Below are 26,741 nucleotides of genomic sequence, written 5' to 3'. Positions count from 1 at the left end.
ACATTGCGTTGTATTCACCTTGAATTTTTTACCACCTTGAGAGCTAGCCCTTGGCCCACCCCGCCCAACGCCGCTGGTACCTGCCGGTCTTCAGCGTCGCTGCCCTGGTGCTGCTGCCGCTGAGCGTGCTGTTGCTGTCCTGGCAGAGTATCGACGCGCAAATCTGGTCGCACCTGTGGGAAACCCAGATGCCGCGCCTGCTGGGCAATACCCTCACGCTGGTGCTGGGCGTGGGTGTGGGTGTGACCCTGCTGGGCGTGAGCCTGGCCTGGTTGACCAGCCTCTGCGAGTTTCCCGGGCGGCGCTGGCTCGATTGGGCCTTGATGCTGCCTTTTGCCATTCCCGCCTACGTACTGGCCTTTGTGTTTGTCGGTTTGCTGGATTTCGCCGGCCCGGTGCAAACCCTGCTGCGTGAATGGTTCGGTACTGGCCTGCGACTGCCGCGCGTGCGCTCCACCAGCGGCGTGATTATCGTGTTGGTGCTGGTGTTCTACCCCTATGTCTACTTGCTGGCGCGTACTGCGTTTCTTGCCCAAGGCAAAGGCCTGATGGAAGCGGCGCGCGTATTGGGCCAATCGCCCTGGCAGGCGTTCTGGCGCGTCGCGCTGCCCATGGCGCGGCCGGCGATTGGTGCCGGCGTGGCCCTGGCCTTGATGGAGACCCTGGCGGATTTCGGCGCGGTCTCGGTGTTCAATTTCGACACCTTCACCACCGCCATCTACAAGACCTGGTACGGCTTTTTCAGCCTGTCCAGCGCTGCCCAGCTGGCCAGCCTGTTGCTGCTGGTGGTGATGCTAGTGCTGTACGGCGAACGGCGAGCCCGCGGTGCCAGCCGCCCAAGCAACGAGCGGCCACGGGGCCAGGCGTTGTATCACCTGCGTGGGTTCAAGGCGGCAGCGGCCAGCACGTGGTGCGGGTTGGTGTTCGCCTGCGCCTTTGTCATCCCCATGCTGCAACTGGTCGCCTGGTTCTGGCAGCGCGGCCGCTTCGATCTGGATGAGCGCTACACCGGCCTGATCGTCCACACCCTTTACCTGGGCGGCATTGCCGCGCTGATCACGGTCAGCGTGGCGCTGATACTCGCCTTCGCCAACCGGCTGGCGCCGACCCGGGCGATTCGCTCCGGTATCAGCCTGGCCAACGTCGGCTATGCCTTGCCGGGCTCGGTATTGGCCGTGTCGATTATGTTGGCGTTCAGCTACCTGGACCGTGAACTAGTGGTGCCGCTCTCGTGCTGGCTCGGCGGCGCGGGTAAACCCTTGTTGCTTGGCAGCCTGTCGGCACTGGTGCTGGCCTATCTGGTGCGCTTTCTGGCGGTGGCCTACGGGCCGTTGGAAAACAGCCTGGCGCGAATCCGCCCGTCGTTGCCGGAAGCGGCACGCAGTCTCGGGGTGAGCGGTCCACGACTGTTTTGCAAAGTGTATCTGCCGTTATTGCTGCCGGGCACGTTGAGCGCGGCGTTGCTGGTGTTCGTCGATGTGCTCAAGGAAATGCCCGCAACCTTGCTGATGCGCCCATTTGGCTGGGACACCCTGGCAGTTCGCATCTTTGAAATGACCAGTGAAGGCGAATGGGCGCGCGCCTCGCTGCCGGCGCTGACCCTTGTGCTGGTGGGGCTGCTGCCGGTCATCGGCTTGATCCGACGCTCTGCACGGCAAATCGCTTAGGTGCCAGTCCTACGGCTTGCGGCTACAATGCGCGGCATTCGGTGCGCTTCGTCTTTCGGAGCGAGTCGCTGGGCGTGGCTGCAGGCCTTGTAATTCAAGGCGTTCAGCGCAAACAGCAGCTCCGCGCACCTTCGCCAAGCCCGGAAGGAGAAACCCATGGGACAGCGTACGCCTCTGTATGACCTGCATCTCGCCCTCGGCGCGAAAATGGTCGATTTTGGCGGTTGGGATATGCCTCTGCACTACGGCTCGCAAGTTGAAGAACACCATCAGGTGCGACGCGACTGCGGGGTGTTTGATGTCTCCCATATGACCGTGATCGATGTCACCGGCCCTCAGGCCAAGGAATGGCTCCAGCACTTGCTGGCCAATGATGTCGACCGTTTGCATGGCTGCGGCCGTGCGCTCTACAGCGCCATGCTCAACGAGCAGGGTGGCGTGGTGGACGACATGATCGTCTACCGCACCGAAGCCGGTTACCGGTTGGTGGTCAACGCGGCCACCCGCGACCAGGACATGGCCTGGATGCAGGCGCAACTGGGCAACTATTCGGTGCAACTGCAGGAGCGGCCCGAGTTGGCCATGCTCGCTATTCAGGGGCCCCACGCCCGGCAGAAAATCGCCGAACTGGTCACCCAGTCGCGCGGCACCCTGATTAATCAGCTCAAGCCCTTTGAAGGCCAGGCCGACGGCGACTGGTTTATCGCCCGTACCGGCTATACCGGAGAAGATGGCCTGGAGATTGTCCTGCCTGCCGATCAGGCACCGGGTTTTTTCAACGACCTGGTCGGCGCCGGTATTTCACCCATTGGCCTTGGCGCTCGCGACACCCTGCGCCTGGAAGCCGGCATGAACCTGTATGGCCAGGATATCCACCAGGATGTTTCGCCCCTGGCGGCGAACATGGCCTGGAGCATTGCCTGGGAACCTGCCGGTCGCAACTTCATTGGTCGCAGCGCGCTGCAAGCAGAGCTGGCGGCGGGTGTGCAGTACAAATTGGTCGGGCTGGTACTGGAGGAGCGTGGGGTTTTGCGCGCTCACCAAGTGGTTCGTATCGCCAATGTTGGCGAAGGGGAGATCACCAGTGGTAGTTTCTCTCCTACGCTGAGCAAATCCATTGCCCTGGCGCGCGTACCGACGGCCACCGCCGATCGGGCCGAAGTGGAAATCCGCGGCAAGTGGTACCCGGTTCGAGTGGTCAAACCGACCTTCGTACGCCATGGCAAAACCTTGATCTAACTATTTCCGGCAGGCCGAAGGCCGCTGACATTTCTTCTTGAGGACACAGACTATGAGCGATATCCCAGCTGACCTGCGTTTTGCCGAAAGTCACGAATGGGCCCGTCTGGAAGCCGACGGCACTGTGACCGTCGGGATTTCCGACCATGCACAGGAAGCGTTGGGTGATGTGGTGTTTGTTGAGCTGACTGAAGTGGGCAATGTATTTGCTGCCGAAGATCAGGCGGGTGTAGTGGAGTCGGTGAAAGCCGCCTCGGATATCTACTCGCCGATTGCTGGCGAAGTGATCGCAGTGAACGAGGCCCTGAGCGGCGAGCCTGAACTGCTGAACACCGACCCTTACGGCGCCTGGATCTTCAAGCTCAAGCCAAGCAACCCGGCTGATCTGGAAAAACTGCTGGATGCTGCGGGCTACAAAGCTGCCATCGGCGAGTAAACCCTGAGCGTTGCCACGGCAAAAATCAATGTGGGAGCTGGCTTGCCTGCTCCCACAGCTGATTGTTGCAAGCCAGCGTTTTTTTAACCCGCTTTCAATACCGCTTTAACCGCCGCAACCGACCGCTCCACGTCCGCCTCCGTCATCGCCGTGAACATCGGCAACGACACGATCAAACGCCCAACACGCTCCGACACCGGGAACATGCCTTCCTTGAAACCCTGTGCCCGATACAGGCTCAGCAGGTGGATTGGCGGGTAGTGATAGCCAATACCGACGCCATGCGCCTGCATCTGCTCCATGAAGGTGGCGCGTGCCGGCTTGCCATCCTGACGCTCCGGCAACACCAGCTGGAACAGGTGCCAGTTGCTGTTTTCGAAGTCTGCCGGCGGCAGTTGTGCACCGTACTGCGCTTCGAAATCACTGCCGAAGCATTTGAAGTAGTGGCGCGCCAGGTTCTGCCGATGGGCAGTGATCTTCTCGATATGAGCGAACTGGCCCAGGCCGATGGCTGCGGCGATATCGGTCATGTTGAACTTGCCGCCCAACACATCCACGTCCAGGCCGTCGAAGCCCGTGCGGGTAACGCCCTGCAGGCGATATTTCTCGGCCAGGCGGGCTTCTTCGGCATTGTTCAACACAAGGCAACCGCCCTCGGAAGAGGTGATGTTCTTGTTGGCCTGGAAGCTGAAGGAAACGAAGTCGCCGGTTGCACCGATACGTTCGCCATCCCAGCTGGAGCCCAGTGCCTGGGCGGCGTCTTCGACGATACGCAGGTTGTACTTGTTGGCCAGTGCATACAGCATCGGCATGTCCAGTGGCAGGCCCGCCAGGTACACCGGGATGATCGCCTTGGTACGTGGGGTGATTGCGGCTTCTACCTGGGCCAGGTCGATATTGCGGGTAACCGGATCGATATCGGCAAAAACCGGTGTGGCGCCGACTTCCAGAATGACGTTGGCAGTGGCGACCCAGGAGATCGGCGTGGTGATGACTTCATCCCCTGGGCCAATCCCGGCGATGCGCAGGGCAATTTCCATGGTGCACGTGCCGGAGTTGAACGTCCGCACCGGGCGGCCGCCAAAGTATTCCGACAGCTGTGCTTCGAACGCCTGCACTTTTGGCCCGCTGGTGATCCAGCCCGAGCGCAGTACATCGCCGACCGCCGAGATGGTGGCTTCATCAATGGTAGGTTTGGAAAACGGCAGAAAGGGCTGTTGGCTCATAACGACGAAGGCATCCGTTTCAGATAGGCGATGAGTAATAAACGTATCAGTACCGCATGGTTGCATGGTTCGACTGAATATAGCCTGTCACACGTGAATGAATCGTCATGTTATGAGTAAAAAAATGCCGCTGCTGAAAGCGGCATTTTCGCGGGTGCATCAGAAGGACAAGCGGGCTTCAAGGAACACATTTTGCTCTTTGAGCTTGCCTTTGAGCTGCTCGTCCTTGGCATTTGCCCGGTTAACGAAGGTGTTGTAGCCGGTCTCAACCTGGCCCATGTCCACATAACGCCAGCCGGTGCCCAGAGTGAGGTTTTCGCTGACTTTGGCGTCCAGGCCCAGGCCCACGCTGTAGGCGAAGTTGTACTGACGGTTGCTGGCGAACTGACGGTTGGGGTTGCCCTGGTAACCCTCGGCATCAATTTGCGCCACACCGACACCGGCCATGCCGTAGAACGACAGCCAATCGTTGATCGGGATGTTTTTGTAGCCGTTGAGCATCCAGCGCTGGCTATCGACTTCCAGGCGGTTGACGTTGGCATTGAAGGGCGCCCAATAGGAATCGAACGTCGAGCTGCTACGCGTGGTGTATTCACCCTCCAGTCGCCACCCGTCGGCAAAGGCGTAACCTGCGGCGAATGAGCCGGTGAAGGCTTTGCTGCTGTCCGGCGCTTCGATCTGATTCGTAACGCGTGGGCTGGTCAGCAATGAGCTGGAAAGATTCTGACGGGCACTGTTGAGCTTTGCCGAGCCATACCAGCCTTCTGCCTGGGCATAAGGTGTTGCGATAGCGGCGAGCAGTAGAAGGGAGGACAGTTTTTGCATGGGGGTCGATTCGCTTGGTAAAAAAGGAATCGATAGATTGTTGTTGGGCGGGCGAAGTGGTCGACAGGACTTATCCTGTTCAGTCACCCGCTCTTGCAGCGTCGCCGTAGGAAAAAGCGGCGCAAAAAATGCCGCTCTCAATGAGCGGCATTTTTTATAAGCGCTTTACTCGGTAACAGCATTTTTCGCGAGGATAGCGTTGGCCAATTCCATGTCCGTGGCCTTGAGGCCTGGGTTGTCAGCGCGGACTTTCTGCATGGCAGCTTCCAGGTATGGACCGCGGATGCCGCCGTCGCTGGCAACAAAGCTGCCTGCGTCGTCCTGGGCGGCGACTACCAGCTTGTGGTCCTTGAAGGTCAGGTACGTCGAGCCGGTAGTAGCGCCCGATGAAATGACATTACGCCAAAAGCTGTCGGCCATGGCTGAACCGACAGGAAGGGAAAGCACAGCGAGGGTTGCGACAGCATATTTGAGACGCATGATGGGTGACTCCGACTGGGTTATCTGAACAGTTTGATTGTAGTTAGCTCAACCGAGTTCCATCACTGACTAAACAGTTTCGACCTGTAAAATCACGCCGTCCTGACCAATGACGCGTACTTGAGCGCCTACGGGGCTGTCCGGGCCAGTCGCCATCCACACGCCATCACCGACTTTTAGCTTGCCACGGCCATCCACGATGGCTTGGTGCACCACAAACGTGCGGCCGACCAGCTCCGAGCCGCGCATGTTCAGCCCCGGCTGGTCACTGACCTTGGCGCTGCTGCGCTGGCGTTTCCACCAATAAACAGCGGTCAAAATCGACAGCACAGCGAACAGCAGCAGTTGCCATTCCAGCCCCAGCGGCGGCACCAGGAACTTGATCACGCCTACGGCGGCAGCGGCGATGCCCATCCACAGCAGGTAACCGCCGGCGCCGAACACTTCCAGAATCAGCAGCACCGTACCCAGTGCCAGCCAATCCCAGAACGACAGATGCTGCAGGAAATCCCACATGGCAGTCGCCTCAGCCTTTCTTGTTGTCGAAGGTTGCCTTGACGATTTCGCCGATGCCACCGACGGCGCCAATCACCTGGCTGGCTTCCAGCGGCATCAGGATGACTTTGCTGTTGTTGGCCGAAGCGAGTTTGCCCAAGGCATCGATGTATTTTTGCGCGACGAAGTAGTTGATGGCTTGCACGTTGCCGGTGGCAATCGCTTCAGAGACGACCTGAGTCGCACGGGCTTCTGCCTCTGCCTGACGCTCACGGGCTTCAGACTCCAGGAACGCAGCCTGGCGCCCACCTTCTGCTTCCAGAATCTGCGCCTGCTTCTTGCCTTCGGCAGTCAGAATCGCCGATGCCCGCAGGCCTTCGGCTTCCAGGATTTGCGCGCGTTTGATCCGCTCGGCTTTCATCTGGCCGGACATGGCGGCCATCAGGTCGGCAGGCGGGCTGATGTCTTTGATCTCGATGCGGGTGATCTTGATGCCCCACGGCGCTGTGGCTTCATCCACGGTACGTAGCAGTTTTTCGTTGATGCCATCGCGCTGGCTCAGCATGGCATCCAGCTCCATGGAGCCCAGCACGGTGCGGATGTTGGTTTGCAGCAGGTTGCGGATGGCGTGCTCGAGGTTGTTGACCTCGTAGGCGGCCTGGGCGGTGTTGACCACCTGGAAGAAGCACACGGCGTCGATCTGCACGGTGGCGTTGTCGGCGGTGATCACTTCCTGTGGTGGAATATCCAGCACGCTTTCCATCACGTTTATCTTGCGGCCGATGCGGTCCATGACCGGAATAATGATGTTCAGGCCAGGCTTGAGGGTGTTGGTGTAGCGGCCGAAACGCTCGACAGTCCACTGGTAGCCCTGGGGCACCACTTTAAAGCCCATGAACAGGATGGCCACGGCCAAACCCACGAAAAGAAGCAGTACGGTTCCGATCTGCATAGCGATTCCCTATCTGATGGTGTCAGTGAAGCGACGTGTGGCCGATTGTAACGGTCCAGTCACGGATAAGGACGGTTTCACGGGCCAACAATCAAATCATTTGTTTCTGAATCCCCAGGCGTTACCCGTAACACCTCTGCCAGGGTGGTCAGCCCGGCGTTCACTTTGTCGACACCGGCCATGCGCAGGCTGCGCATGCCTTGCTCCACTGAGGCCCGACGTAGAGCCTGCACGTCGGCACCTGGAGTGATCAGTGCCTTAAGCGCCTCGTTCATTGGCATGATTTCGTAGAGCCCGGCGCGGCCTCGATAACCACTGTCACGGCATTCTGCGCAGCCGACAGCTTCATGCGCGGTGCCCGGCTCGCCCACTGCGCGTTTGCAATGAGGGCATAAAAGCCGCACCAGACGCTGCGCCATTACGCCTATAAGGGTAGCTTTGATCAAATAATGAGCAATGCCCAACTCCTGCAACCGGCTGATGGCGCTGGGTGCATCATTGGTGTGCAGGGTCGACAGTACGAGGTGCCCGGTCAATGCGGCCTGGATCGCCATTTCTGCGGTTTCCCGGTCACGAATCTCGCCGATCATGATGATGTCCGGGTCCTGGCGCAGCAGGGCGCGGACGCCGCTGGCGAAGGTCAGGTCGATGTTGTGCTGCACCTGCATCTGGTTGAAGGCCGGTTCAATCATTTCGATCGGGTCCTCCACCGTGCACAGGTTGACCTCGCGGGTTGCCAGTTGCTTGAGCGTGGCGTAGAGGGTGCTGGTCTTGCCCGAGCCTGTTGGCCCGGTGACCAGGATGATACCGTTTGCCTGGCCGGTCATGGCGTGCCAGCGTTGTTGGTCGTCATCTGACAAACCAAGCTGGTCAAAATCTTTGAGCAGCACCTGCGGGTCGAAAATCCGCATCACCAGTTTTTCACCAAACGCCGTCGGCAAGGTCGAAAGGCGCAGTTCCACCTCAGTGCCCGCCGGGCTTTTAGTCTTGACCCGACCGTCCTGGGGTTTGCGTTTTTCTGCCACATTCATCCGGCCCAGGCTCTTGAGGCGGCTGACCACCGCCATCGTGACTTGAGGTGGAAACTGATAGACATCGTGCAGCAGCCCGTCGATACGAAAACGCACGCGGCCCTGGTCGCGACAGGGTTCGACATGGATATCACTGGCGCGCTGCTCAAAGGCGTACTGCAACAACCAGTCGACGATGGTGACGATATGCGCGTCATTGGCATCCGGCTCCTGATCGCTGGTGCCGAGGCTGAGCAGTTCGACATTGCTGGCCACCGCCGCCTTTTGATCGGCGCCGCTGACGGATTTGGCTAACCGGTAGAACTCACCGATGCAGCGCTCAATAGCCTTGGGGTTGGCGACCACGCGCTTGATCGAGCGCTTGAGCACCTGCGCCAACCCGGCTTCCCAGTCGCGGACATGGGGCTGGGCGCTGGCGACGGTGACGGTCTGCGCATCCACGGCCACCGCCAGGATCCCATGGCGTTGCGCAAAGGCATGGGACATCAACGGCACCACGGTGGCCACCTCGATCTTGAGCGGGTCGATACGCAGATACGGCTGCCCGACGTGCGTGGCCAGCCATTGCGTCAGGGTTTCCAGGCACAACCCCTGTGCTGCGATGCATTCCAGAGGGTGCTGCCGGGTGGCGGGCAGCGCCGCTAATGAATGCGCCACCTCTGCAGTTATCAGCCCTTGCTCGACCAGCGCCGGCAGCAATTGATGCAGTTCCAATCGGTGAGTGTGCAAGGCGGTAGGCATGGGTATTTCCTGGCAGGCTTGGGGTGTAAACCCAGGCTAGCCCGCCCCTGAACATCCACCTCCCAGTGAGTATTGCCGGTTTTTACAGGCTGGCCGCCGTCACGGCTGCAGGCCGCACGGAATCGGCCCGCCACACGTCCAGCGAGCAGACGCTGATCAGGTTTCTAATCTTTTCACCGATCACTTGGGCGCGGTGCCAGCTTAAACCGTCCATCACGATATCAATGTTCAACAGGTCGTCTTCACGGCTCACATTCACCTGTTGTGGGGTCAGGAACTGCAAGGCGAAATAGTTGAGCACCCGGCACAACACGTCCGGCTCGGCCTCGGCGACGATCTGATAATGCGCCTGGCAATGGGCGCTGTTGACGGCCCAGGCATCAACGCGTGCGGGTGTGTGGGTGGTTTCGACGGCATGCATGCTGACTCTCCAAATTCGACTGGAGAAATTTTTACATTCGCCACGGGAGATTTCTTATCTAAGATGGGCTCTATTTGCGATTTATTGAATAGATCAATTCGTGACTGGGACATTCAAAGGTATTTTTATGCACAGTGAGTTGGACGCCTACGACCGCCGTATCCTGGCGCTGCTGCAAGAGGATGCTTCGCTGTCCAGTGCGCAGATCGCCGAACAGGTGGGCCTGTCGCAGTCGCCGTGCTGGCGGCGTATCCAGCGGCTCAAGGAGGAGGGCGTGATTCGCGGCCAGGTCACGCTGCTGGACCGCAAGAAGATCGGCCTCAACACGCAGATTTTTGCCGAGGTCAAACTCAACGCCCACGGCCGTTCCAACTTCACCGAGTTCACCGAGGCGATTCGCGGGTTTCCGGAAGTGTTGGAGTGTTATGTGCTGATGGGCGCGGTGGATTTTCTGTTGCGCATCGTCACCTCGGACATCGAGGCGTATGAACGGTTTTTCTTCGAGAAACTGTCGATGGTGCCGGGGATTCAGGAGGTGAACTCGATCGTGGCTTTATCGGAGATCAAATCCACCACCAGCCTGCCAGTCTTGCGCTGACAGGGCCTGCCTCATCGCGGCATAGGTATCTACACAACTTCTGAAGGCAGCCAATTTCTCCTGTGGCGAGCAGGCTTGTCGAATCGTCGCACCGCCTGCGTTGGGCCGCGAAGCGGCCCCCAAACCCAGACGCTGAGTTCTTTCAGGAAAATTGCAGTGCCTTTACTGGGGCTGCTTCGCAGCCCAACGCAGGGCAAGCCTGCTCGCCACAACAGCTCACTGACCACAGACTTCGTGTTAACCGGTTGTGTAGATACCTATGCTCATCGCTGGCAAGCCCGGCTCCCACATCGGAATGCGTTCCCCTGTGGGAGCCGGGCTGAACTGCGATAGCGGTTTTACAGGCGCAGCAACGTCTTCCAGGCGCGGTTCTGATACACCGCAATCGCCTGATGCATACGCGCATCCAGCGACTCATCGGTGATCGGCTGGTTGGCCAGCAGCGCCAACTTGTTCAGCTCGCCGTACAAACGGTCCAGCTCCGGAATGTCCACCACCTGACGTGCGTGGTGCAGCCAGGCCTGGATGCGCTCGATGCGCGGCAGTTGCTCGGCCAGGTCTTCCGGTTGCTGTTGGTAGCGCGGCAGTTGCAGGGCGACGGCGTCGTCGGCCAGCAGGCGCGGCAGCCAGTTGGTGATCTGCGCGGCGCCCTGGCGGTTGCCACGCACGTTGCGGTCGGCGGTCCAGGTGCGGGCCAGCAGCCAGCGCGAGGTGTTCAGCGAGAACAGACCCCAACGCACGTCTTCAAGTTCTTCGGCGAACTGTTCCGGCGCGGCTTTGCGGATGTCTTCGTCGTCGTCACCGGCCTGCACCAGTGGGCGCCAGTCTTCCAGCAACGCGTCCAGCGCGCTGCGCAGTTCGCTGGTGGATTGACGCGGCGCGGCCTGGCCGAGGCTGCCGATCAGGGCGCGCAGTTCGCCGAGGTTCTCGACCCAGTCCTGCAGCAGACGCCAATGACCGTTGAAGCGGTATTGCTCGGCCAGACGCTGGCTGCTGCCCAACAGGTGCCACATGATTGCGGCGAAGGCATCGTCCAACGGCATTTCGGCATGGATTTGCGGGGCCGGCAGGCTCAGGGAGTAGCTGCTGGCGTCGTACAGGCGGTAGCCGCGCTCGGCCTTGCTGATATCACACGGCATCAGCGCCAGGGTCGCGGCCAGTTCGGCGGCCAGTTCCAGCAGGGCAGCCGGTTCGCCTTCACGCAGTTCCAGTTCCAGTTCGCAGATCTCTTCTTTCTGCTTGCCGACCACCACATGGCCCAGGTCCAGGGCGGCTTCGATCACCACCTTGGCCTTGCCACGGCCCCAGGCGATTTCGGCGCGTTCACGCACAAAATCGGTAGTGAAGATTGGCTTGAGGGTCTTTTTGTCCAGCTCGGCCAATTGCTCGGGCCAGCATTCGCCGTCGAGTTTCTTCACATCGAGCTTGGCTTTGGGCAGGTCCCAGTTGTATTCGTTACGTTCCGACAAGCCGGCGACGCTTTGGCCACGGGTCTTGAGGGTCTGGATGATGTCGTCACCGTCCTTGCGCAGGCGCAGGGCGACTTTGGCCTGGGCCAGGTCGCGCTCGGGGGTGTCGAAGTACTGGTTCATCAACTCACGGCGTTCCCAGCCACTTTTGTTGCGTTTTTTCAGTAGCGGGTGCTCACGCAGCGCGGCGAGGGTTTCGCGGCTGACGCGGAGCTTGATTTCAGTTTCTTTCTGCATGGCCGGAAAATCCAGGATCGGGAGCGCAGCCGGGGAAATGTGTGGCTGCCAAGGTCGTGCAGTGTACAGGACTGAGCCCGGCAACGTGCCGCAACGGTTTATTGTGTCGTGCAGATGGTTCTATAGTGGGGCTCATCCGGGAAGTTGAGAGGCTGCGCATGCCGTTACCGTCCATGAAAGAGCAATTCGCCGCGCTGATTGCCGCGCCGTCGGTCAGTTGCACCCAAGCGTCTCTCGACCAGACCAACCGCCCGGTCATCGACCTGCTCGCCAGCTGGCTGGGCGACCTGGGTTTTGCCATCGACATCCAGCAGGTCAGCCCCGGCAAGTTCAACCTGTTGGCCAGCTTCGGCAGCGGCCCCGGCGGGCTGGTGCTGGCCGGGCATAGCGATACCGTGCCGTATGACGCTGCGCTGTGGAAGACCGATCCGTTCAAGCTGACGGAAGTTGACGGCCGCTGGGTAGGCTTGGGCAGCTGCGACATGAAAGGCTTTTTTGCCTTGGCTATCGAAGCCGTGCTGCCCTTGCTGGATCAACCTTTCAAGCAACCGCTGCTGATCCTCGCCACCTGCGATGAAGAAAGCTCGATGTCCGGTGCCCGCGCACTGGCCGAAGCCGGGCGCCCGTTGGGCCGTGCGGCGGTGATTGGTGAGCCGACGGGCCTGAAGCCGATCCGCCTGCACAAAGGCGTGATGATGGAGCGCATTGATATTCTGGGCCAAAGCGGCCATTCGTCAGACCCAAGCCTGGGCCACAGCGCCCTCGAAGCCATGCACGACGCGATGGGCGAACTGCGTGGCCTGCGCCTGGCCTGGCAGCGTGAGTACCGCAACCCGCAATTCAGCGTGCCGCAACCGACCATGAACTTCGGGTGTATCCATGGCGGCGACAACCCCAATCGCATCTGCGGCCAATGCTCGCTGGAGTTCGATCTGCGGCCGTTGCCGGGCATGGACCCGCAGGTGCTGCGCGCCGCGATCCGCCAGAAGCTCGAACCCTTGGCCGAGCGGCATAAAGTCAAGATCGACTACGCGCCGCTGTTCCCCGAAGTGCCGCCGTTCGAGCAGGCCGAAGACGCCGAGCTGGTAAGGGTTGCGGAACGATTGACCGGTCATCGTGCCGAAGCAGTAGCGTTCGGCACCGAAGCGCCTTATCTTCAGCGCCTTGGTTGTGAAACCCTGGTGCTTGGCCCCGGCGATATCGCCTGCGCCCACCAGCCGGGCGAATACCTCGAAATGTCACGCTTGACGCCTACAGTGCGTCTATTGCGGGAACTGATCGAGCATTACTGCCTGAAACCTGCATAAATTAACCCCTGCCTATTCGTACATAGAAGGAGAGCGAGCGTGTCGCCAAGCCTGTTCCGACGATAACCATCAGCCCGCTGTGCGCTTTCACGATTCATCCCTTTTTTGGCTGCTTTTTATTACAGGCCCAGGTTTTATGCCCGAATACGTTAATTGGCTTCGTCACGCTTCGCCTTACATCAACGCCCACCGTGACTGCACCTTTGTGGTCATGCTACCCGGCGATGGTGTGGAACACCCCAACTTCGGCAATATCGTCCACGACCTGGTGCTGCTCCACAGCCTGGGCGTGCGGCTGGTGCTGGTGCACGGTTCGCGCCCGCAGATCGAAACCCGCCTTGAAGCACGCGGCCTCACCCCGGCTTACCACGAAGGCTTGCGCATCACCGATGCGGCGACGCTGGAATGTGTGATCGACGCGGTTGGGCATTTGCGCATTGCTATCGAGGCGCGCCTGTCCATGGACATGGCCTCGTCGCCGATGCAAGGCTCGCGCCTGCGCGTGGCCAGCGGCAACCTCGTTACTGCACGGCCGATCGGTGTGCTCGAAGGGGTGGACTACCACCACACCGGCGAAGTGCGCCGGGTCGACCGCAAAGGCATCAATCGCCTGCTGGACGAACGCTCCATCGTGCTGCTGTCGCCATTGGGTTATTCGCCCACCGGCGAGATCTTCAACCTGGCCTGCGAAGACGTCGCCACTCGCGCCGCCATCGACCTGGGCGCCGACAAGCTGCTGCTGTTTGGCGCCGACCTCGGTTTGATCGATGAGCATGGTCGCCTGGTGCGTGAGTTGCGCCCGCAACAAGTGCCGGCGCACCTGCAACGTTTGGGCAACAACTACCAAGCTGAATTGCTGGATGCCGCCGCCGAGGCTTGCCGTGGCGGAGTAGGGCGCAGCCATATCGTCAGTTATGCCGAAGACGGCGCGCTGCTCACCGAGCTGTTTACCCGCGACGGCGGCGGCACGTTGGTGGCCCAGGAGCAATTCGAGCTGGTGCGCGAAGCGGCGATTGAAGACGTCGGTGGTTTGCTCGACCTGATCAGCCCGCTGGAAGAGCAGGGCATTCTGGTACGGCGTTCGCGTGAGGTATTGGAGCGTGAGATCGAGCAGTTCAGCGTGGTCGAGCGCGAAGGCATGATCATCGCCTGTGCGGCGTTGTATCAGATCGCCGATTCGGATGCCGGTGAGCTGGCGTGCCTGGCGGTCAACCCGGAGTACCGCCACGGCGGGCGCGGTGATGAACTGTTGGAGCGCATCGAAACCCGTGCCCGTGCGCAGGGTTTGAAGACCTTGTTTGTTCTCACCACGCGTACCGCCCATTGGTTCCGCGAGCGCGGGTTTGTGCCGAGCAGCGTCGACCGCCTGCCGTCGGCGCGGGCTTCGCTGTACAACTATCAGCGTAATTCGAAGATCTTCGAGAAGGCGCTATAACAAAACACTGAGCTGGCATATGTGGGAGCTGGCTTGTGTGAGGGCTGGCTTGTGTGGGAGCTGGCTTGCCTGCGATGGCATCACCGCGGTTTACCTGACAGACCGAGGTACCCGCATCGCAGGCAAGCCAGCTCCCACAGGTGATCGCATTTATTCCGGGATGAATTTATCGGTCACGAAGGCTGAGTAGTCCGGCAACACCGTTTCAACCTTCCCCTGTTCCTTCAAAAACTTCGCCGTCTCCCCAATCGCCTTCGCCGTGCCGCCTTTAAGCAGCGCCTCGGTCTGCTGTGCCTGGGCATCTGGAAAAGTGGTGCCGGCCAACAGTTCTGGGATATCGGCAGCATTCGAGCCTGTCAATTTGGCGATTTTTTGCACCGGTTCGGAGTCGACGGTCCAGCTGTCTTTATGGGCCGCGTAGTCAGCAAAGGAATCGAGCGTGACCTTGGCAAACTTGGCCACTACGTCAGGATGTTTTTGCGCGAAATCCTTGCGCGCCACCCACACTTCGAACGTTGGCGCGCCCCACTGACCCACCTGGGCTGCGTCTGTCAGGGTTTTGCCGGTCTTGCGGATTTCCCCCAGCGCCGGCGACCAGACGAACGCGCCATCGATATCGCCACGTTTCCACGCAGCCGCAATTTCTGCCGGTTGCAGGTTCACCACTTTGACTTTTTGCGTGTCCAGGCCCCAGTGCTTCAGCGCCCCGAGCAGGCTGTAATGAGAGGTCGAAACGAAAGGGGTGGCGATGGTTTTACCCACCAGGTCTGCGGGTTTGTCGATGCCGCTGCCATTGCGCACCACCAGGGCTTCAGAAGTGTTGATCTGCGCCGATACGATAAACGCCACGATCGGTAGATTGCGTGAAGCCGCTGCTGCGAGGGGGCTGGAACCAAGATTGCCGATCTGTACATCGCCGGAAGCGATCGCAGTGACCACTTCAGGGCCGCTGTTGAAACGGCGCCAGGCGATTTTCTCGCCGATGGCTTTTTCGTAGAGGCCGTCAGCCTGGGGGACTTTGCTGGGGTCGATGCCGGTTTGATAGCCGATAGTTAAATCGGCCGCTTTGACACCAAAAGAAAGTATTAGTGACACAAAAACTGTAACAAATTGACGGGAGGATGTGCGTTTGGCCATGATGGCGTCGCCTTTTTGATCGTGGGTGACGTATGCAACAGTACGGCCACACTAATCGATCTAAAAAAAGGCTGGTAAATACCCTTTAGGAATTAGCTTATGGAGCGGTTGATCTATGCTGATCGGCTCGCTGTCTGCTGAGGCTTATTCCTGAATCGTATGAAAAAGAATGAAACAATTCTTTTTGGGTGTATGAAAAACTCATTACCCTGCAGGGACCAAATCAACTGCGATTAGACGAAGGTAGTAGACACACAAGGTTACGATTGACTTGGTAGTCACTATCTGGCGCTAATCGCGCATCTGTGGATCGAGGGCGTCAGACCCGAGACCAAAGAAATACAAAAATTAGAAATGAGAGGAGCGGTACATGAAGAAGTCCACCTTGGCGTTGGCTGTGACCCTGGGCGCAATCGCTCAGCAAGCAGGCGCTGCCGGTTTCATCGAAGACAGTAAGGCCACACTGGGTCTGCGTAACTTCTACATCAACACGGATAACCGTGATGGTGCTGCAGACCCGTCCAGGAACGAAGAGTGGGGCCAAGGCTTCGATCTGCGGTTCATTTCGGGCTACACCCAAGGCACGGTTCAGTTCGGCGTTGACGCAATCGGCTTGTACGGCGTGCGCCTCGATTCTGGCCGCGGCACCAGCGGTAACATCACCGGTACTTCGTCCGGCGGTACTGTGTTCCCAAGCGATGGCAATCGCGCGGTCAACGATTTCGCCAGCCTCGGTGTGACCGGTAAGGTGAAGATCTCCCAAACCGAACTGAAACTGGGTACGTTGCAGCCTAAGCTGCCAGTTATCGTGACCAACGATGGTCGTATGCTGCCGCAAACCTTCCAGGGTGGCCAGATCACTACCAACGACATCAAGGATTTGACCCTGGTTGCCGGTCAGATTGAGCATGCCAAAGGCCGTAACTCCAGCAACAACGAAGGTTTGTCGCTGGGTGGTGCCAACGGTGGCTCGAACTACACCGCAGGCAAGTTCGTCAACAAGTTCTACTATGCCGGTGGTGACTACAAGCTCACCAAAGATCTGACCGCACAGTACTACTACGGCAACCTGGAAGACTTCTACAAGCAGCACTTCCTGGGTCTGACCCATAACTGGTCGATCGGCCCGGGCGTATTGAAGTCTGACCTGCGTTATTTCAACAGTTCTGACGACGGCCTGAACGGTAATACGTCTTCCTACTACACCAGCGGTAACTACAACGGTTTCCGTGCCGGTAAGGGTAAAGTCGACAACAACCTGTACAGCGGTCTTTTCCTGTACTCCGTGGCCGGTCACACCTTTGGTGGCGGTTATCAAGTTAGCAATGGCAGCAGCGACTTCCCTTGGCTGAACCAAGGTGACGGCTCGTCGGCTTACATCACTACCGACATGCAGATCCAGAAGTTCGCCCGTGCTGGCGAGCGTACTTGGCAAGCTCGTTACGCTTATGACTTCGCCAAGGTTGGCGTACCTGGCCTGACGGCTGGCGTTGTGTACCTCAAAGGTAGCAACATCGACACCATCGCGAACACTAACGCACGTACTGAAACCACCGGCCAGTCCGAGTGGGAACGTGATATCACCGTTGCCTACGTGATTCCAGAAGGCCCGCTGAAAAACCTCGGCGTTGCCTGGAAAAACGCAATGTGGCGTACCGACCTGGCGAACACCCGTTCCCAGGACGAAAACCGTCTGATCGTCAGCTACTCGCTGCCACTGTTCTAGTAGCGTGAAGTTGTTGTAAGGCTGTAAACCTTGCCCGGCGCAACGCCGGGCAAGGTGTCTTGCTTTTCAAGTCGGGCTCAACCCCCGCAAGCCCTTCCTGAATCCCCTCTTTGTACAGCGTCTCAAGGCCTTCTCGAACCTTGAAACCGATGTTGATCCTCGCCCGTTCCCAAGTCCAATGAACAGATTTTTAATATTCCTTTATCGTCTAGATAAATCGATATTTATTCTTTTTAAATAATCTCCAACCCATGCACAGTGGGCTCCATAAGCACTCATCAGGAGCCACACCATGAGCCTACGATTGGGCGACATCGCCCCCGACTTTGAACAGGATTCCAGCGCCGGCAAGATTCGTTTCCACGAATGGCTGGGCGATAGCTGGGGCGTGCTGTTTTCCCATCCGGCTGACTTTACTCCGGTGTGCACCACGGAGCTGGGCTTTACCGCCAAGCTCAAGGACGAATTCGCCCAGCGCGGCGTCAAGGCCATTGCCCTGTCGGTTGACCCGGTGGACTCGCACCACAAGTGGATCGAAGACATCAACGAAACCCAGAACACCATCGTCAACTTCCCGATCCTGGCGGATGCAGATCGCAAGGTGTCGGACCTCTACGACCTGATCCACCCGAATGCCAGTGACACCCTCACCGTGCGCTCCTTGTTCGTGATTGACCCGAACAAGAAGATCCGCCTGACGATTACCTACCCGGCCAGCACCGGTCGCAACTTCCACGAAATCCTGCGGGTCATCGACTCGCTGCAACTGACCGACAGCCACAAGGTCGCCACGCCCGCCAACTGGCAGGACGGCGATGAAGTGGTGATCGTGCCGTCGCTCAAGGACGAGGAAGAGATCAAGCAGCGCTTTCCGAAGGGCTATCGCGCCGTGAAGCCGTACCTGCGCCTCACCCCACAGCCTAATCGCTGAGGCTGAAATCGCTATCGCGGGCAAGCCCGGCTCCCAAAGTTGACCGCATTCCCCTGTGGGAGCCGGGCTTGCCCGCGATGGCGGCAGTACATACACCGCAGAAACCGAATCACATAGCAGGGGTTTTCAGGCCGTTTCGACGGCCTTTTTTTTCGCCTTGAGTTTAATAATCTGCATATTCCTTTATAGAATAAACAAATGAAAAAATAAGATTTAAAGATATATAAATATGCTGATAGGGTCTGTTCCATCTTGGCGCCATCGCCACCCAGCGAACCGCCGACACTTGCCCAAGGAATACCTGCATGCTGGTCGTAACACTTGGAGGCAGCCCCAGCCAGCGTTCGCGCTCCGGGGTCTTGCTGGAAAAAACCCGTCAGTGGCTGCAAGACAAAGGCGTGGAAGTGGTGAGTTATCAGATACGGGACTTCCCGGCCGAAGACTTGCTGCACGCCCGCTTCGACAGCCCCAAAGTCATCGACCTGTTGCAGCAAATCGCCAATGCCGACGGCCTGGTCATTGCCACGCCGGTGTACAAGGCCTCGTTTTCCGGCGCGCTGAAAACCGTGCTCGACCTGCTGCCCGAACGCGCCCTGGCCCACAAGGTTGTGTTGCCGATGGCCACCGGCGGCAGCATCGCCCACATGCTGGCGGTGGACTATGCCCTGAAGCCGGTGTTGTCGGCCCTCAAAGCCCAGGAATTGCTCCACGGTATTTTCGCCGAAGACAGCCAGATCGCTTACGCCGAAGGCAGTGCCCAGGCGCAACTGGTGCCGGTGCTTGAACAGCGTTTGCACGAGGCCCTGGATACGCTTTACGGCGCCATGGCCCGTCGCCCCAAACCGCTGGACCCGAATGTGTTGAATGAACGTTTGTTGAGTGCTCGCTGGAGCATTTAAGCCGTACCGGATTTTGTAGTACTCACCTTACTCAGCCGCCAACGGCCAAGCAGGTGCAGCCAACCCCCTAATCGCATTTTTTGGAGAGAGCGCCATGCGCACTGTCATCTTGCGTCGTGGTCTGGTCGCACTGTTTGCTGCGGCTGTGTCCTTCGGCGCCATTGTTCAAGCCCAGGCCGCCGAGACCCTGCGGATCGGTTATCAGAAGTACGGCACGCTGGTGCTGCTCAAAGCCAAAGGCTCGCTGGAAAAACGCCTGGCCGCCCAAGGCGTGCAAGTGCAATGGACCGAGTTCCCCGGTGGCCCGCAATTGCTCGAAGGCCTGAACGTCGGCGCGATCGACTTTGGCGTTACCGGCGAAACGCCGCCGGTATTTGCCCAGGCAGCGGGTGCAGATTTGCTCTACGTCGCCTACGAGCCGCCCGCGCCGACCAGTGAAGCGATCCTGGTGCCCAAAGACTCGACGATCAAATCGGTGGCCGAGCTCAAGGGCAAGAAAATCGTGCTCAACAAAGGTTCCAATGTGCATTACCTGTTGGTGCGTGCCCTGGAAGATGCCGGCCTCAAATACACCGACGTGCAAACCATCTTCCTGCCGCCCGCCGATGCCCGCGCCGCGTTCGAGCGTGGCAGCGTGGACGCCTGGGTGATCTGGGACCCGTACCAGGCCGCCGCCGAAAGACAGCTGCAAGCCCGCACCCTGCGTGACGGCACCGGCATTGCCGACAACCATCAGTTCTACCTGGCTACCAAGCCTTACGCCACGCAACACCCAGACGTGATCAAGGCGCTGGTGGAAGAAGTGCGCGCAGTGGGCGAATGGTCCAAGGCCAACCCTCAGGAAGTAACCGAACAAGTCGCACCGCTGCTCGGCTTGCCGGCAGACATCACCCTGACCTCGGTCAAGCGCCAAGGCTACGGCGCGCTGTTCCTGACCCCGGAAGTGGTCGCCGCCCAGCAGAAAATCGCCGACACCTTCTACCAGCTCAAATTGATCCCCAAACCCTTGAGCATCAAGGACGTGATCTGGACTCCACCCGCCGCCGTCGCCAAAGCGCCGTAATCCGACTTCTTCAGGAGACAACTCCATGAGCCTCAATATTTTCTGGTTCCTGCCTACCCACGGCGACGGCCATTACCTTGGCACCGCAGAAGGCGCACGCGCCGTCGATCACGGTTATCTGCAGCAAGTGGCCCAGGCCGCCGACCGCCTGGGTTTCGGCGGGGTGCTGATCCCCACTGGCCGCTCCTGCGAAGACTCGTGGCTGGTGGCCGCCTCGCTGATCCCGGTGACCCAGCGTTTGAAATTCCTCGTTGCGCTGCGCCCCGGGATCATTTCCCCAACAGTGGCTGCGCGTCAGGCCGCGACCCTGGACCGTTTGTCCGGCGGGCGCGCTTTGTTCAACCTGGTCACCGGCGGTGATCCGGAAGAGCTGGCCGGCGATGGCTTGTTCCTCAGCCACGAAGAACGCTACCAGGCCTCGGTGGAATTCACCCGCATCTGGCGTCGCGTGCTGGAAGGCGAAACCGTGGATTACGACGGCGAGCACATCAGCGTCAAAGGCGCCAAATTGCTTTACCCGCCGATCCAGCAGCCACGTCCACCGCTGTACTTCGGCGGTTCCTCCGAAGCGGCCCAGGACCTGGCAGCCGAACAGGTGGAGATGGTGTTGACCTGGGGCGAGCCGCCAGCCGCAGTCGCGGAAAAAATTGCACAGGTACGGGCCAAGGCCGAAAAACTGGGGCGTACCCTGCGTTTTGGCATTCGCTTGCATGTGATCGTGCGCGAAACCAACGAAAAAGCCTGGAAGGCCGCCGACAAGCTGATCTCCCATGTAGACGATGAAACCATCGCCCGCGCCCAGGCCTCGCTGTCGCGCTTTGATTCGGTGGGCCAGCAGCGCATGGCTGCCCTGCACGGCGGTAGCCGCGACAACCTCGAAGTCAGCCCCAACCTGTGGGCCGGCGTCGGCCTGGTGCGTGGCGGTGCCGGTACTGCATTGGTGGGCGATGGCCCAACCGTGGCGGCGCGGGTCAAGGAATACGCTGCGCTGGGCATCGACACCTTTATCTTCTCCGGTTACCCACACCTGGAAGAGTCGTATCGGGTGGCCGAGCTGTTGTTCCCGCACCTGGATATCGAGCGTCCCGAGCTGCCGAAGAGCGCCGGTTACGTGAGCCCGTTCGGCGAAATGGTCGCCAACGACATCCTTCCCAAAGCTGCGTCGCAGAGCTGAGGCGCCATTATGGATTTTGAAAAATTGAGCCATCGCGTCGCGCCTTGGGTGCTGCCGATTTTGTTGCTGGCGGTGTGGCAGCTGTCGGTGTCGGCGGGCTGGTTGTCGACGCGCATTTTGCCGGCGCCGAGTGCGGTGATCGAAGCAGGGGTCAACCTGGTACGCAGCGGTGAGATCTGGACACACCTGGCCATCAGCGGCTGGCGTGCGGGCCTGGGCTTTGTGATCGGTGGCAGCATCGGCCTGGCCCTGGGCTTTATCACCGGCCTGTCGAAGTGGGGCGAGCGCCTGCTGGACAGCTCGGTGCAGATGATCCGCAACGTGCCGCACCTGGCGCTGATTCCGCTGGTGATTTTGTGGTTCGGCATTGACGAGACCGCGAAGATTTTCCTGGTCGCCCTCGGCACGCTGTTCCCCATTTACCTGAACACCTACCACGGCATCCGCAACGTCGACCCGGCGTTGGTGGAGATGTCGCGCAGCTACGGCCTGTCTGGTTTCAGCCTGTTCTGGCAAGTGATCCTGCCGGGCGCGTTGCCTTCGATTCTGGTGGGTGTGCGCTTTGCCTTGGGCTTTATGTGGCTGACGCTGATCGTGGCGGAAACCATCTCGGCCAGCTCCGGCATCGGTTACCTGGCGATGAACGCCCGCGAATTCCTGCAAACCGACGTGGTGGTACTGGCAATTGTGCTGTACGCCATCCTCGGCAAGCTCGCCGACCTCGCGGCGCGTGGCCTGGAACGCGTGTGGCTGCGCTGGCACCCGGCTTATCAAGTAAATAAAGGAGGTGCGGCATGACCGCTCAACAACCTCCGCGCCTGCTCAAGGGCATCCCGCTGGCGGTGCGCAAATTGCGCAAGGCCTTTGGTGCGCGGGAAGTACTCAAAGAGATTGATCTGCACATTCCGGCGGGCCAGTTCGTGGCCGTGGTCGGTCGCAGCGGCTGCGGCAAAAGTACTTTGCTGCGTCTGCTCGCGGGCCTGGACAAAGCCAGTGGCGGCGAGCTGCTGGCCGGCTCCGCGCCGTTGAACGAGGCGATTGAAGACACGCGGTTGATGTTCCAGGAAGCGCGTTTGCTGCCGTGGAAAAAGATCATCGACAACGTCGGCCTGGGCCTCAAGGGCAACTGGCGCCCCAAGGCATTGGAAGCGCTGGAGGCAGTGGGTTTGGCCGAGCGCGCCAATGAGTGGCCGGCGGCTTTGTCCGGTGGCCAGAAGCAACGTGTGGCCCTGGCTCGCGCGTTGATCCACCAGCCGCGCCTGTTGTTGCTCGATGAGCCGTTGGGGGCGCTGGACGCCCTGACCCGCATCGAGATGCAGCAACTGATCGAAAACCTCTGGCAGAAGCACGGCTTCACCGTGTTGCTGGTCACTCACGATGTCAGCGAAGCCGTGGCGATTGCTGACCGCGTGATCCTGATCGAAGACGGCGAAATCGGCCTCGACCTGATCGTTGACCTGCCACGCCCGCGTGCCCGTGGCTCACATCGCCTGGCCGCGCTGGAAGCTGAAGTGCTTAACCGGGTGCTGTCGCTGCCAGGCTCGCCGCCGGAACCTGAACCTGTTTCACCGCTGCCTACGCAATTGCGTTGGGCTCAATAACTCATAGAGGAAAACCATCATGACTATCAAAGCCATCAACGTGCGTAACCAGTTCAAAGGCACCATCAAGGAAATCGTCGAAGGCGACGTGCTGTCGGAAATCGACGTGCAAACGGCGTCCGGCATCGTGACTTCGGTGATCACTACGCGCTCGGTCAAAGAGCTGGAACTGGTGATTGGCAGCGAAGTGATTGCCTTTGTTAAGTCCACCGAGGTGTCGATCGCCAAGTTGTGATTGGCGGCCTTGCAATCGCTATCGCAGGCAAGCCAGCTCCCACATTTGAATGTATTCACAGCTCAAAATGTGGGAGCCGGGCTTGCCCGCGATAGGGCCGGCGCAGCCACCGCAAGGCTCAGCGCTTAGGCAAATACGCCGGTAAATAAAGCCCCACATACGCATCAAATACCCGCATCCCTTCCTCGGCCATGCGCGGCGTAATCTGCCCATGCTGATGCACCGAGCGCGCGTACACGCGGTCGCTCAACTCCAGCGCCAGCGCGAACACGTCCACGTCGGTGGGCAAGGTCGGCACTTCGAAGTGGCGGTTGAACACTTCAAGCATCAAATCCCCCAGTTCCAAATCATGCTGACGGTCTGCCTGGGTCACTTCAGCAAGCCCGTGCTGCGCCAGGATCAACTGGCGTGCGGCCGCGTCGTTGCTGTAGATGCTGAGCATGCGCTGCTCGACGATAGAGGACAGGTCGCGCCACACCTTGAGTGAATCATGCTCGATGGGCGCCTGGATCGCGGCGCGGAAAGCGGCATGTACATCGGCGGTCAGCGCCTCCAGCAACGCCGGCACGCTGGCGAAAAAGTGATATACCGACGACGGTGGGATCTGCGCCCGTTCGGCCACACTGTAGATCGACAAACTCGCCACGCCTTCGCTCGCCAGCAAGGTGCGGGCGGCGTCGAGGATCGCATCGATCCGGGCCTGGCTGCGGGCGCGGGGTTTGCGAGGGGCGGCGGGGCGGGTGGGCATGGAAGTCTCCTACAAGGCAGAGGGCATTGTATGAGCAGGAGGGTGTGTTGTCTGCCAGGGCCTCATCGCAGGCAAGCCAGCTCCCACACTTTGATTTGTGAACGCATTCAAGTGTGGGAGCTGGCTTGCCTGCGATGAATACAACGCGGTCTACCGAATAAACTCAAAAAAAATGCCGCAGGCCATAAAGCCTGCGGCATTCTTTTAAAGCTGCAACTGCTTACACAGTATGCAGATACCAGTTGTACTCAAGGTCGGAGATGGAGTGTTCAAACTCTTCCAGCTCACTTTCCTTACAGGCGACGAAGATATCGATGTACTTAGGATCGATGTACTTGGCCATCACCTCGCTGTCGTCCAACTCACGCAATGCATCGCGCAGGTTGTTCGGCAGGCTCTGTTCGTTCTGCTCGTAGCTGTTGCCTTCCACCGGTGCGCCAGGCTCGATCTTGTTGGTAAGACCGTGGTGCACGCCCGCCAGGACCGAAGCCATCAGCAGGTAAGGGTTGGCGTCGGCACCGGCCACGCGGTGTTCGATACGCACGGCATCGGACGAGCCGGTGGGTACGCGAATCGCCACAGTGCGGTTATCCAGCCCCCAGCACGGCGAGTTCGGCACGTAGAACTGTGCGCCGAAACGACGGTAGGAGTTGACGTTGGGGCACAGGAACGCCATTTGGGCGGGCAGGGTCTCGAGCACACCGCCGATCGCGTGACGCAGTGCGGCGTTCTGCTCGGGATCCTCGCTGGCAAAAATGTTTTTGCCGTCCTTGTCCAAAATGGAGATGTGTACGTGCAAACCGTTGCCTGCCTGGCCTGGGTAAGGCTTGGCCATGAAGGTGGTGTCCATTTCATGGTCGTAGGCGATGTTCTTGATCAGGCGCTTGAGCAGTACCGCGTAGTCGCAAGCCTTGATCGGGTCGGCGACGTGGTGCAGGTTCACTTCGAACTGCGCCGGGGCACTTTCCTTGACGATGGCGTCAGCCGGGATGCCTTGCTCTTTGGCACCTTCCAGAATGTCCTGGAGGCAGTCGACGTATTCATCGAGGTCGTCGATCAGGTAGACCTGTGTCGAGTGCGGGCGTTTGCCGGAGATCGGCGAGCGGGGCGGTTGTGGGCGGCCGTTCACGTTCTCCTGGTCGATCAGGTAGAACTCAAGCTCGAAGGCGGCGCAGATGGTCAGACCGAGGTCGTCAAATTTGCTTACAACTTGGCGGAGCACTTCGCGAGGATCGGCGAAGAAAGGTTCACCTTCAAGTTCGTGCATGGTCATCAGCAGCTGCGCGGTTGGGCGCTTTTGCCAGGGTTCATTGCACAGGGTGTCGGGGATTGGATAACAGATTCGGTCAGCATCACCGATGTCCAGACCCAGGCCGGTGCTTTCCACCGTCGAGCCGTTGATATCCAGGGCAAATAAAGAGGCAGGCAGGTTAATGCCCTTCTCGTAAACCTTGTGGAGGCTGGTGCGTTCGATGCGCTTACCGCGCACCACACCATTCATATCCGCAATTAGAAGGTCTACGTACAGAACCTCAGGATGATCCTTAAGGAACGCGTTCGCTTCGTTAAGCTGAACGGCACGCGGGGGTACCGACATGATGCAACACCTTTGTTGTTAAAAATATCAATCATTGATCTTTTCTGGTTTCAGTCAACCCGAACGGCATGCCGAAGTCAAGCGAGGCCTTTTTTGCCCTAAAAAAGCGCCTTGAGGCCTTTTTTGGGGCTTTTTGGGGCGGTTTTTTGGGTTTGAAGGGCTTGGGACTAGCAGGCTAAAGCGGGCCGTGTTGTATTTTTTACGGGGGTGTTGTGTAAAAAAATGAACAAGGCTAAGCTCGATTCAAACCCATAACAGCAATAATACCGGGGTGCTTCATGTCTCGCCTGCCGTTAATCGGCGTCACCGCCTGCTCCAAACAGGTCGGTTTGCATGCTTATCACATCAGTGGCGACAAATACGTCCGTGCAGTTGCAGTCGCTGCCAAGGGCTTGCCATTGATCATTCCATCCTTGGGCGACTTGCTCGACCCGGCCAATATTCTTGACGGCCTGGATGGCATTCTTTTTACCGGCTCCCCCTCCAATATCGAACCCTTTCACTACGACGGTCCGGCCAGTGCGCCAGGGACTGCTCATGATTCTGCACGCGACCAGACCACCCTGCCGTTGCTGCGTGCCGCGATCGCGGCAGGCGTGCCGGTGCTGGGCATCTGCCGTGGCTTCCAGGAAATGAACGTAGCCTTCGGCGGCAGCCTGCACCAGAAGGTTCATGAAGTGCCGGGCATGATGGATCACCGCGAAGACGAGACCCAGCCGTTGGAAATCCAGTACGGCCCGGCGCACGCCGTGGCGATTACCCCCAATGGGGTATTGGCAGGCCTGGGTTTGCCGCCGACGATCCAGGTCAACTCGATTCACAGCCAGGGCGTTGACCGCCTGGCACCGGGGCTGCAGGTCGAAGCGAGCGCACCCGATGGGTTGATCGAAGCTTTTTCTTACACGTCGGGCAAGGCTTTTGCTTTAGGAGTGCAATGGCACCCCGAATGGCAGGTAAGCTCTAACCCGCACTACCTCGCGATCTTCCAGGCCTTTGGCTCGGCTTGTCGAAAGCGGGCGATGCAACGCGACGCGGATGCTGCGTCAAACAACGCCTGACCTTTAATGGATG

General features: G+C 59.5%; 26 protein-coding genes. 15 read left to right on the top strand and 11 right to left on the bottom strand.

Annotated features, from left to right (window positions below):
• The first annotated feature begins 50 nt into the window (after window positions 1-50).
• The 3 genes from K0H48_RS26460 to gcvH all read left to right on the top strand — a co-directional run bounded on the left by K0H48_RS26460 (window position 51) and on the right by gcvH (window position 3,342).
• Window positions 51-1,667, top strand: coding sequence for an iron ABC transporter permease (locus K0H48_RS26460; RefSeq protein WP_219269954.1), 1,617 nt, complete (start codon window positions 51-53; stop codon window positions 1,665-1,667).
• A gap of 156 nt (window positions 1,668-1,823) precedes the next feature.
• On the top strand, window positions 1,824-2,906 hold the full coding sequence (gcvT, locus tag K0H48_RS26455; RefSeq protein ID WP_219269952.1) for a glycine cleavage system aminomethyltransferase GcvT: 1,083 nt from the start codon (window positions 1,824-1,826) through the stop codon (window positions 2,904-2,906).
• 52 nt (window positions 2,907-2,958) lie between these two features.
• On the top strand, window positions 2,959-3,342 hold the full coding sequence (gcvH, locus tag K0H48_RS26450) for a glycine cleavage system protein GcvH (RefSeq protein ID WP_219269950.1): 384 nt from the start codon (window positions 2,959-2,961) through the stop codon (window positions 3,340-3,342).
• Between the two features lie 83 nt (window positions 3,343-3,425).
• On the opposite strand, the gene K0H48_RS26445 is transcribed toward gcvH, so the two are convergent.
• The 7 genes from K0H48_RS26445 to K0H48_RS26415 all read right to left on the bottom strand — a co-directional run bounded on the left by K0H48_RS26445 (window position 3,426) and on the right by K0H48_RS26415 (window position 9,513).
• Window positions 3,426-4,568, bottom strand: a complete 1,143-nt coding sequence (locus K0H48_RS26445; protein ID WP_056860748.1) for a DegT/DnrJ/EryC1/StrS aminotransferase family protein — start codon at window positions 4,566-4,568, stop codon at window positions 3,426-3,428.
• Between the two features lie 159 nt (window positions 4,569-4,727).
• Complete coding sequence (locus tag K0H48_RS26440; protein WP_219269948.1) at window positions 4,728-5,393, bottom strand: outer membrane protein; 666 nt, start codon at window positions 5,391-5,393, stop codon at window positions 4,728-4,730.
• Window positions 5,394-5,558: 165 nt separating this feature from the next.
• Complete coding sequence (locus tag K0H48_RS26435; protein ID WP_043046966.1) at window positions 5,559-5,873, bottom strand: DUF2388 domain-containing protein; 315 nt, start codon at window positions 5,871-5,873, stop codon at window positions 5,559-5,561.
• Window positions 5,874-5,942: 69 nt separating this feature from the next.
• A complete protein-coding gene (locus K0H48_RS26430) occupies window positions 5,943-6,389 on the bottom strand; it encodes an NfeD family protein (protein WP_219269946.1) in 447 nt (148 codons plus the stop codon).
• 10 nt (window positions 6,390-6,399) lie between these two features.
• On the bottom strand, window positions 6,400-7,320 hold the full coding sequence (locus tag K0H48_RS26425) for an SPFH domain-containing protein (RefSeq protein WP_024077991.1): 921 nt from the start codon (window positions 7,318-7,320) through the stop codon (window positions 6,400-6,402).
• 77 nt (window positions 7,321-7,397) lie between these two features.
• Complete coding sequence (locus tag K0H48_RS26420) at window positions 7,398-9,092, bottom strand: GspE/PulE family protein (protein ID WP_219269945.1); 1,695 nt, start codon at window positions 9,090-9,092, stop codon at window positions 7,398-7,400.
• A gap of 82 nt (window positions 9,093-9,174) precedes the next feature.
• A complete protein-coding gene (locus K0H48_RS26415; RefSeq protein WP_219269943.1) occupies window positions 9,175-9,513 on the bottom strand; it encodes a hypothetical protein in 339 nt (112 codons plus the stop codon).
• 127 nt (window positions 9,514-9,640) lie between these two features.
• Here K0H48_RS26415 and K0H48_RS26410 point away from each other — a divergent pair, with 127 nt between their 5' ends.
• Window positions 9,641-10,111 (top strand): Lrp/AsnC family transcriptional regulator, encoded by a 471-nt coding sequence (locus tag K0H48_RS26410; protein WP_003195279.1) that lies wholly within the window; start codon window positions 9,641-9,643, stop codon window positions 10,109-10,111.
• Window positions 10,112-10,449: 338 nt separating this feature from the next.
• Here K0H48_RS26410 and K0H48_RS26405 read toward each other — a convergent pair whose 3' ends face one another.
• The gene (locus tag K0H48_RS26405) at window positions 10,450-11,817 is read right to left on the bottom strand and encodes an inorganic triphosphatase (RefSeq protein ID WP_138813393.1); all 1,368 of its coding nucleotides are present in this window, start codon (window positions 11,815-11,817) and stop codon (window positions 10,450-10,452) included.
• Window positions 11,818-11,975: 158 nt separating this feature from the next.
• Between K0H48_RS26405 and argE the strand changes: the two genes are divergently transcribed.
• Window positions 11,976-13,124, top strand: a complete 1,149-nt coding sequence (gene argE / locus K0H48_RS26400) for an acetylornithine deacetylase (protein WP_219269941.1) — start codon at window positions 11,976-11,978, stop codon at window positions 13,122-13,124.
• 136 nt (window positions 13,125-13,260) lie between these two features.
• A complete protein-coding gene (gene argA, locus K0H48_RS26395) occupies window positions 13,261-14,559 on the top strand; it encodes an amino-acid N-acetyltransferase (RefSeq protein WP_138813395.1) in 1,299 nt (432 codons plus the stop codon).
• 150 nt (window positions 14,560-14,709) lie between these two features.
• On the opposite strand, the gene tauA is transcribed toward argA, so the two are convergent.
• Complete coding sequence (gene tauA, locus K0H48_RS26390) at window positions 14,710-15,696, bottom strand: taurine ABC transporter substrate-binding protein (protein ID WP_219269940.1); 987 nt, start codon at window positions 15,694-15,696, stop codon at window positions 14,710-14,712.
• Window positions 15,697-16,066: 370 nt separating this feature from the next.
• Between tauA and K0H48_RS26385 the strand changes: the two genes are divergently transcribed.
• The 8 genes from K0H48_RS26385 (at window position 16,067) to K0H48_RS26350 (ending at window position 23,325) form a co-directional block, all read left to right on the top strand.
• Window positions 16,067-17,422 carry an OprD family porin gene (locus tag K0H48_RS26385; RefSeq protein WP_056860739.1) on the top strand — a complete coding sequence of 452 codons (1,356 nt, stop codon included), beginning with the start codon at window positions 16,067-16,069 and terminating at the stop codon, window positions 17,420-17,422.
• A gap of 292 nt (window positions 17,423-17,714) precedes the next feature.
• A complete protein-coding gene (locus tag K0H48_RS26380) occupies window positions 17,715-18,353 on the top strand; it encodes a peroxiredoxin (protein ID WP_219269938.1) in 639 nt (212 codons plus the stop codon).
• Window positions 18,354-18,658: 305 nt separating this feature from the next.
• On the top strand, window positions 18,659-19,252 hold the full coding sequence (ssuE, locus tag K0H48_RS26375) for an NADPH-dependent FMN reductase (protein ID WP_219269937.1): 594 nt from the start codon (window positions 18,659-18,661) through the stop codon (window positions 19,250-19,252).
• Window positions 19,253-19,346: 94 nt separating this feature from the next.
• A complete protein-coding gene (locus K0H48_RS26370; RefSeq protein WP_219269935.1) occupies window positions 19,347-20,315 on the top strand; it encodes a sulfonate ABC transporter substrate-binding protein in 969 nt (322 codons plus the stop codon).
• A gap of 25 nt (window positions 20,316-20,340) precedes the next feature.
• Window positions 20,341-21,489, top strand: a complete 1,149-nt coding sequence (gene ssuD, locus K0H48_RS26365; protein WP_219269933.1) for an FMNH2-dependent alkanesulfonate monooxygenase — start codon at window positions 20,341-20,343, stop codon at window positions 21,487-21,489.
• Window positions 21,490-21,498: 9 nt separating this feature from the next.
• Complete coding sequence (ssuC, locus tag K0H48_RS26360; RefSeq protein ID WP_017139538.1) at window positions 21,499-22,287, top strand: aliphatic sulfonate ABC transporter permease SsuC; 789 nt, start codon at window positions 21,499-21,501, stop codon at window positions 22,285-22,287.
• The gene (gene ssuB / locus K0H48_RS26355; protein WP_056860734.1) at window positions 22,284-23,090 is read left to right on the top strand and encodes an aliphatic sulfonates ABC transporter ATP-binding protein; all 807 of its coding nucleotides are present in this window, start codon (window positions 22,284-22,286) and stop codon (window positions 23,088-23,090) included. The genes ssuC and ssuB overlap by 4 nt, the downstream gene beginning before the upstream one ends.
• A gap of 19 nt (window positions 23,091-23,109) precedes the next feature.
• Complete coding sequence (locus K0H48_RS26350; protein ID WP_003213899.1) at window positions 23,110-23,325, top strand: molybdopterin-binding protein; 216 nt, start codon at window positions 23,110-23,112, stop codon at window positions 23,323-23,325.
• 118 nt (window positions 23,326-23,443) lie between these two features.
• On the opposite strand, the gene K0H48_RS26345 is transcribed toward K0H48_RS26350, so the two are convergent.
• The gene (locus tag K0H48_RS26345; protein WP_056860733.1) at window positions 23,444-24,073 is read right to left on the bottom strand and encodes a TetR/AcrR family transcriptional regulator; all 630 of its coding nucleotides are present in this window, start codon (window positions 24,071-24,073) and stop codon (window positions 23,444-23,446) included.
• A gap of 220 nt (window positions 24,074-24,293) precedes the next feature.
• A complete protein-coding gene (locus tag K0H48_RS26340; RefSeq protein WP_003213894.1) occupies window positions 24,294-25,670 on the bottom strand; it encodes a glutamine synthetase family protein in 1,377 nt (458 codons plus the stop codon).
• 278 nt (window positions 25,671-25,948) lie between these two features.
• On the opposite strand from K0H48_RS26340, the gene K0H48_RS26335 reads away from it, so the two are divergent.
• Window positions 25,949-26,728 carry a gamma-glutamyl-gamma-aminobutyrate hydrolase family protein gene (locus K0H48_RS26335; RefSeq protein WP_219269932.1) on the top strand — a complete coding sequence of 260 codons (780 nt, stop codon included), beginning with the start codon at window positions 25,949-25,951 and terminating at the stop codon, window positions 26,726-26,728.
• Window positions 26,729-26,741: the final 13 nt, after the last annotated feature.

This window comes from Pseudomonas sp. Xaverov 259 (assembly GCF_019352915.1).
GTDB lineage: Bacteria > Pseudomonadota > Gammaproteobacteria > Pseudomonadales > Pseudomonadaceae > Aquipseudomonas.
Note: the sequence above shows the minus strand (reverse complement) of the source record. Positions and strands in the feature narration are given on the sequence as shown.

Excerpts from the sequence above, each read along its gene's own strand:
- gcvT (WP_219269952.1), top strand. The coding sequence starts at position 1,824 with ATGGGACAGCGTACGCCTCTGTATGACCTGCATCTCGCCCTCGGCGCG.
- gcvH (WP_219269950.1), top strand. The coding sequence starts at position 2,959 with ATGAGCGATATCCCAGCTGACCTGCGTTTTGCCGAAAGTCACGAATGG.
- K0H48_RS26445 (WP_056860748.1), bottom strand. The coding sequence starts at position 4,568 with ATGAGCCAACAGCCCTTTCTGCCGTTTTCCAAACCTACCATTGATGAA.
- K0H48_RS26440 (WP_219269948.1), bottom strand. The coding sequence starts at position 5,393 with ATGCAAAAACTGTCCTCCCTTCTACTGCTCGCCGCTATCGCAACACCT.
- K0H48_RS26435 (WP_043046966.1), bottom strand. The coding sequence starts at position 5,873 with ATGCGTCTCAAATATGCTGTCGCAACCCTCGCTGTGCTTTCCCTTCCT.
- K0H48_RS26430 (WP_219269946.1), bottom strand. The coding sequence starts at position 6,389 with ATGTGGGATTTCCTGCAGCATCTGTCGTTCTGGGATTGGCTGGCACTG.
- K0H48_RS26425 (WP_024077991.1), bottom strand. The coding sequence starts at position 7,320 with ATGCAGATCGGAACCGTACTGCTTCTTTTCGTGGGTTTGGCCGTGGCC.
- K0H48_RS26420 (WP_219269945.1), bottom strand. The coding sequence starts at position 9,092 with ATGCCTACCGCCTTGCACACTCACCGATTGGAACTGCATCAATTGCTG.
- K0H48_RS26415 (WP_219269943.1), bottom strand. The coding sequence starts at position 9,513 with ATGCATGCCGTCGAAACCACCCACACACCCGCACGCGTTGATGCCTGG.
- K0H48_RS26410 (WP_003195279.1), top strand. The coding sequence starts at position 9,641 with ATGCACAGTGAGTTGGACGCCTACGACCGCCGTATCCTGGCGCTGCTG.
- K0H48_RS26405 (WP_138813393.1), bottom strand. The coding sequence starts at position 11,817 with ATGCAGAAAGAAACTGAAATCAAGCTCCGCGTCAGCCGCGAAACCCTC.
- argE (WP_219269941.1), top strand. The coding sequence starts at position 11,976 with ATGCCGTTACCGTCCATGAAAGAGCAATTCGCCGCGCTGATTGCCGCG.
- argA (WP_138813395.1), top strand. The coding sequence starts at position 13,261 with ATGCCCGAATACGTTAATTGGCTTCGTCACGCTTCGCCTTACATCAAC.
- tauA (WP_219269940.1), bottom strand. The coding sequence starts at position 15,696 with ATGGCCAAACGCACATCCTCCCGTCAATTTGTTACAGTTTTTGTGTCA.
- K0H48_RS26385 (WP_056860739.1), top strand. The coding sequence starts at position 16,067 with ATGAAGAAGTCCACCTTGGCGTTGGCTGTGACCCTGGGCGCAATCGCT.
- K0H48_RS26380 (WP_219269938.1), top strand. The coding sequence starts at position 17,715 with ATGAGCCTACGATTGGGCGACATCGCCCCCGACTTTGAACAGGATTCC.
- ssuE (WP_219269937.1), top strand. The coding sequence starts at position 18,659 with ATGCTGGTCGTAACACTTGGAGGCAGCCCCAGCCAGCGTTCGCGCTCC.
- K0H48_RS26370 (WP_219269935.1), top strand. The coding sequence starts at position 19,347 with ATGCGCACTGTCATCTTGCGTCGTGGTCTGGTCGCACTGTTTGCTGCG.
- ssuD (WP_219269933.1), top strand. The coding sequence starts at position 20,341 with ATGAGCCTCAATATTTTCTGGTTCCTGCCTACCCACGGCGACGGCCAT.
- ssuC (WP_017139538.1), top strand. The coding sequence starts at position 21,499 with ATGGATTTTGAAAAATTGAGCCATCGCGTCGCGCCTTGGGTGCTGCCG.
- ssuB (WP_056860734.1), top strand. The coding sequence starts at position 22,284 with ATGACCGCTCAACAACCTCCGCGCCTGCTCAAGGGCATCCCGCTGGCG.
- K0H48_RS26350 (WP_003213899.1), top strand. The coding sequence starts at position 23,110 with ATGACTATCAAAGCCATCAACGTGCGTAACCAGTTCAAAGGCACCATC.
- K0H48_RS26345 (WP_056860733.1), bottom strand. The coding sequence starts at position 24,073 with ATGCCCACCCGCCCCGCCGCCCCTCGCAAACCCCGCGCCCGCAGCCAG.
- K0H48_RS26340 (WP_003213894.1), bottom strand. The coding sequence starts at position 25,670 with ATGTCGGTACCCCCGCGTGCCGTTCAGCTTAACGAAGCGAACGCGTTC.
- K0H48_RS26335 (WP_219269932.1), top strand. The coding sequence starts at position 25,949 with ATGTCTCGCCTGCCGTTAATCGGCGTCACCGCCTGCTCCAAACAGGTC.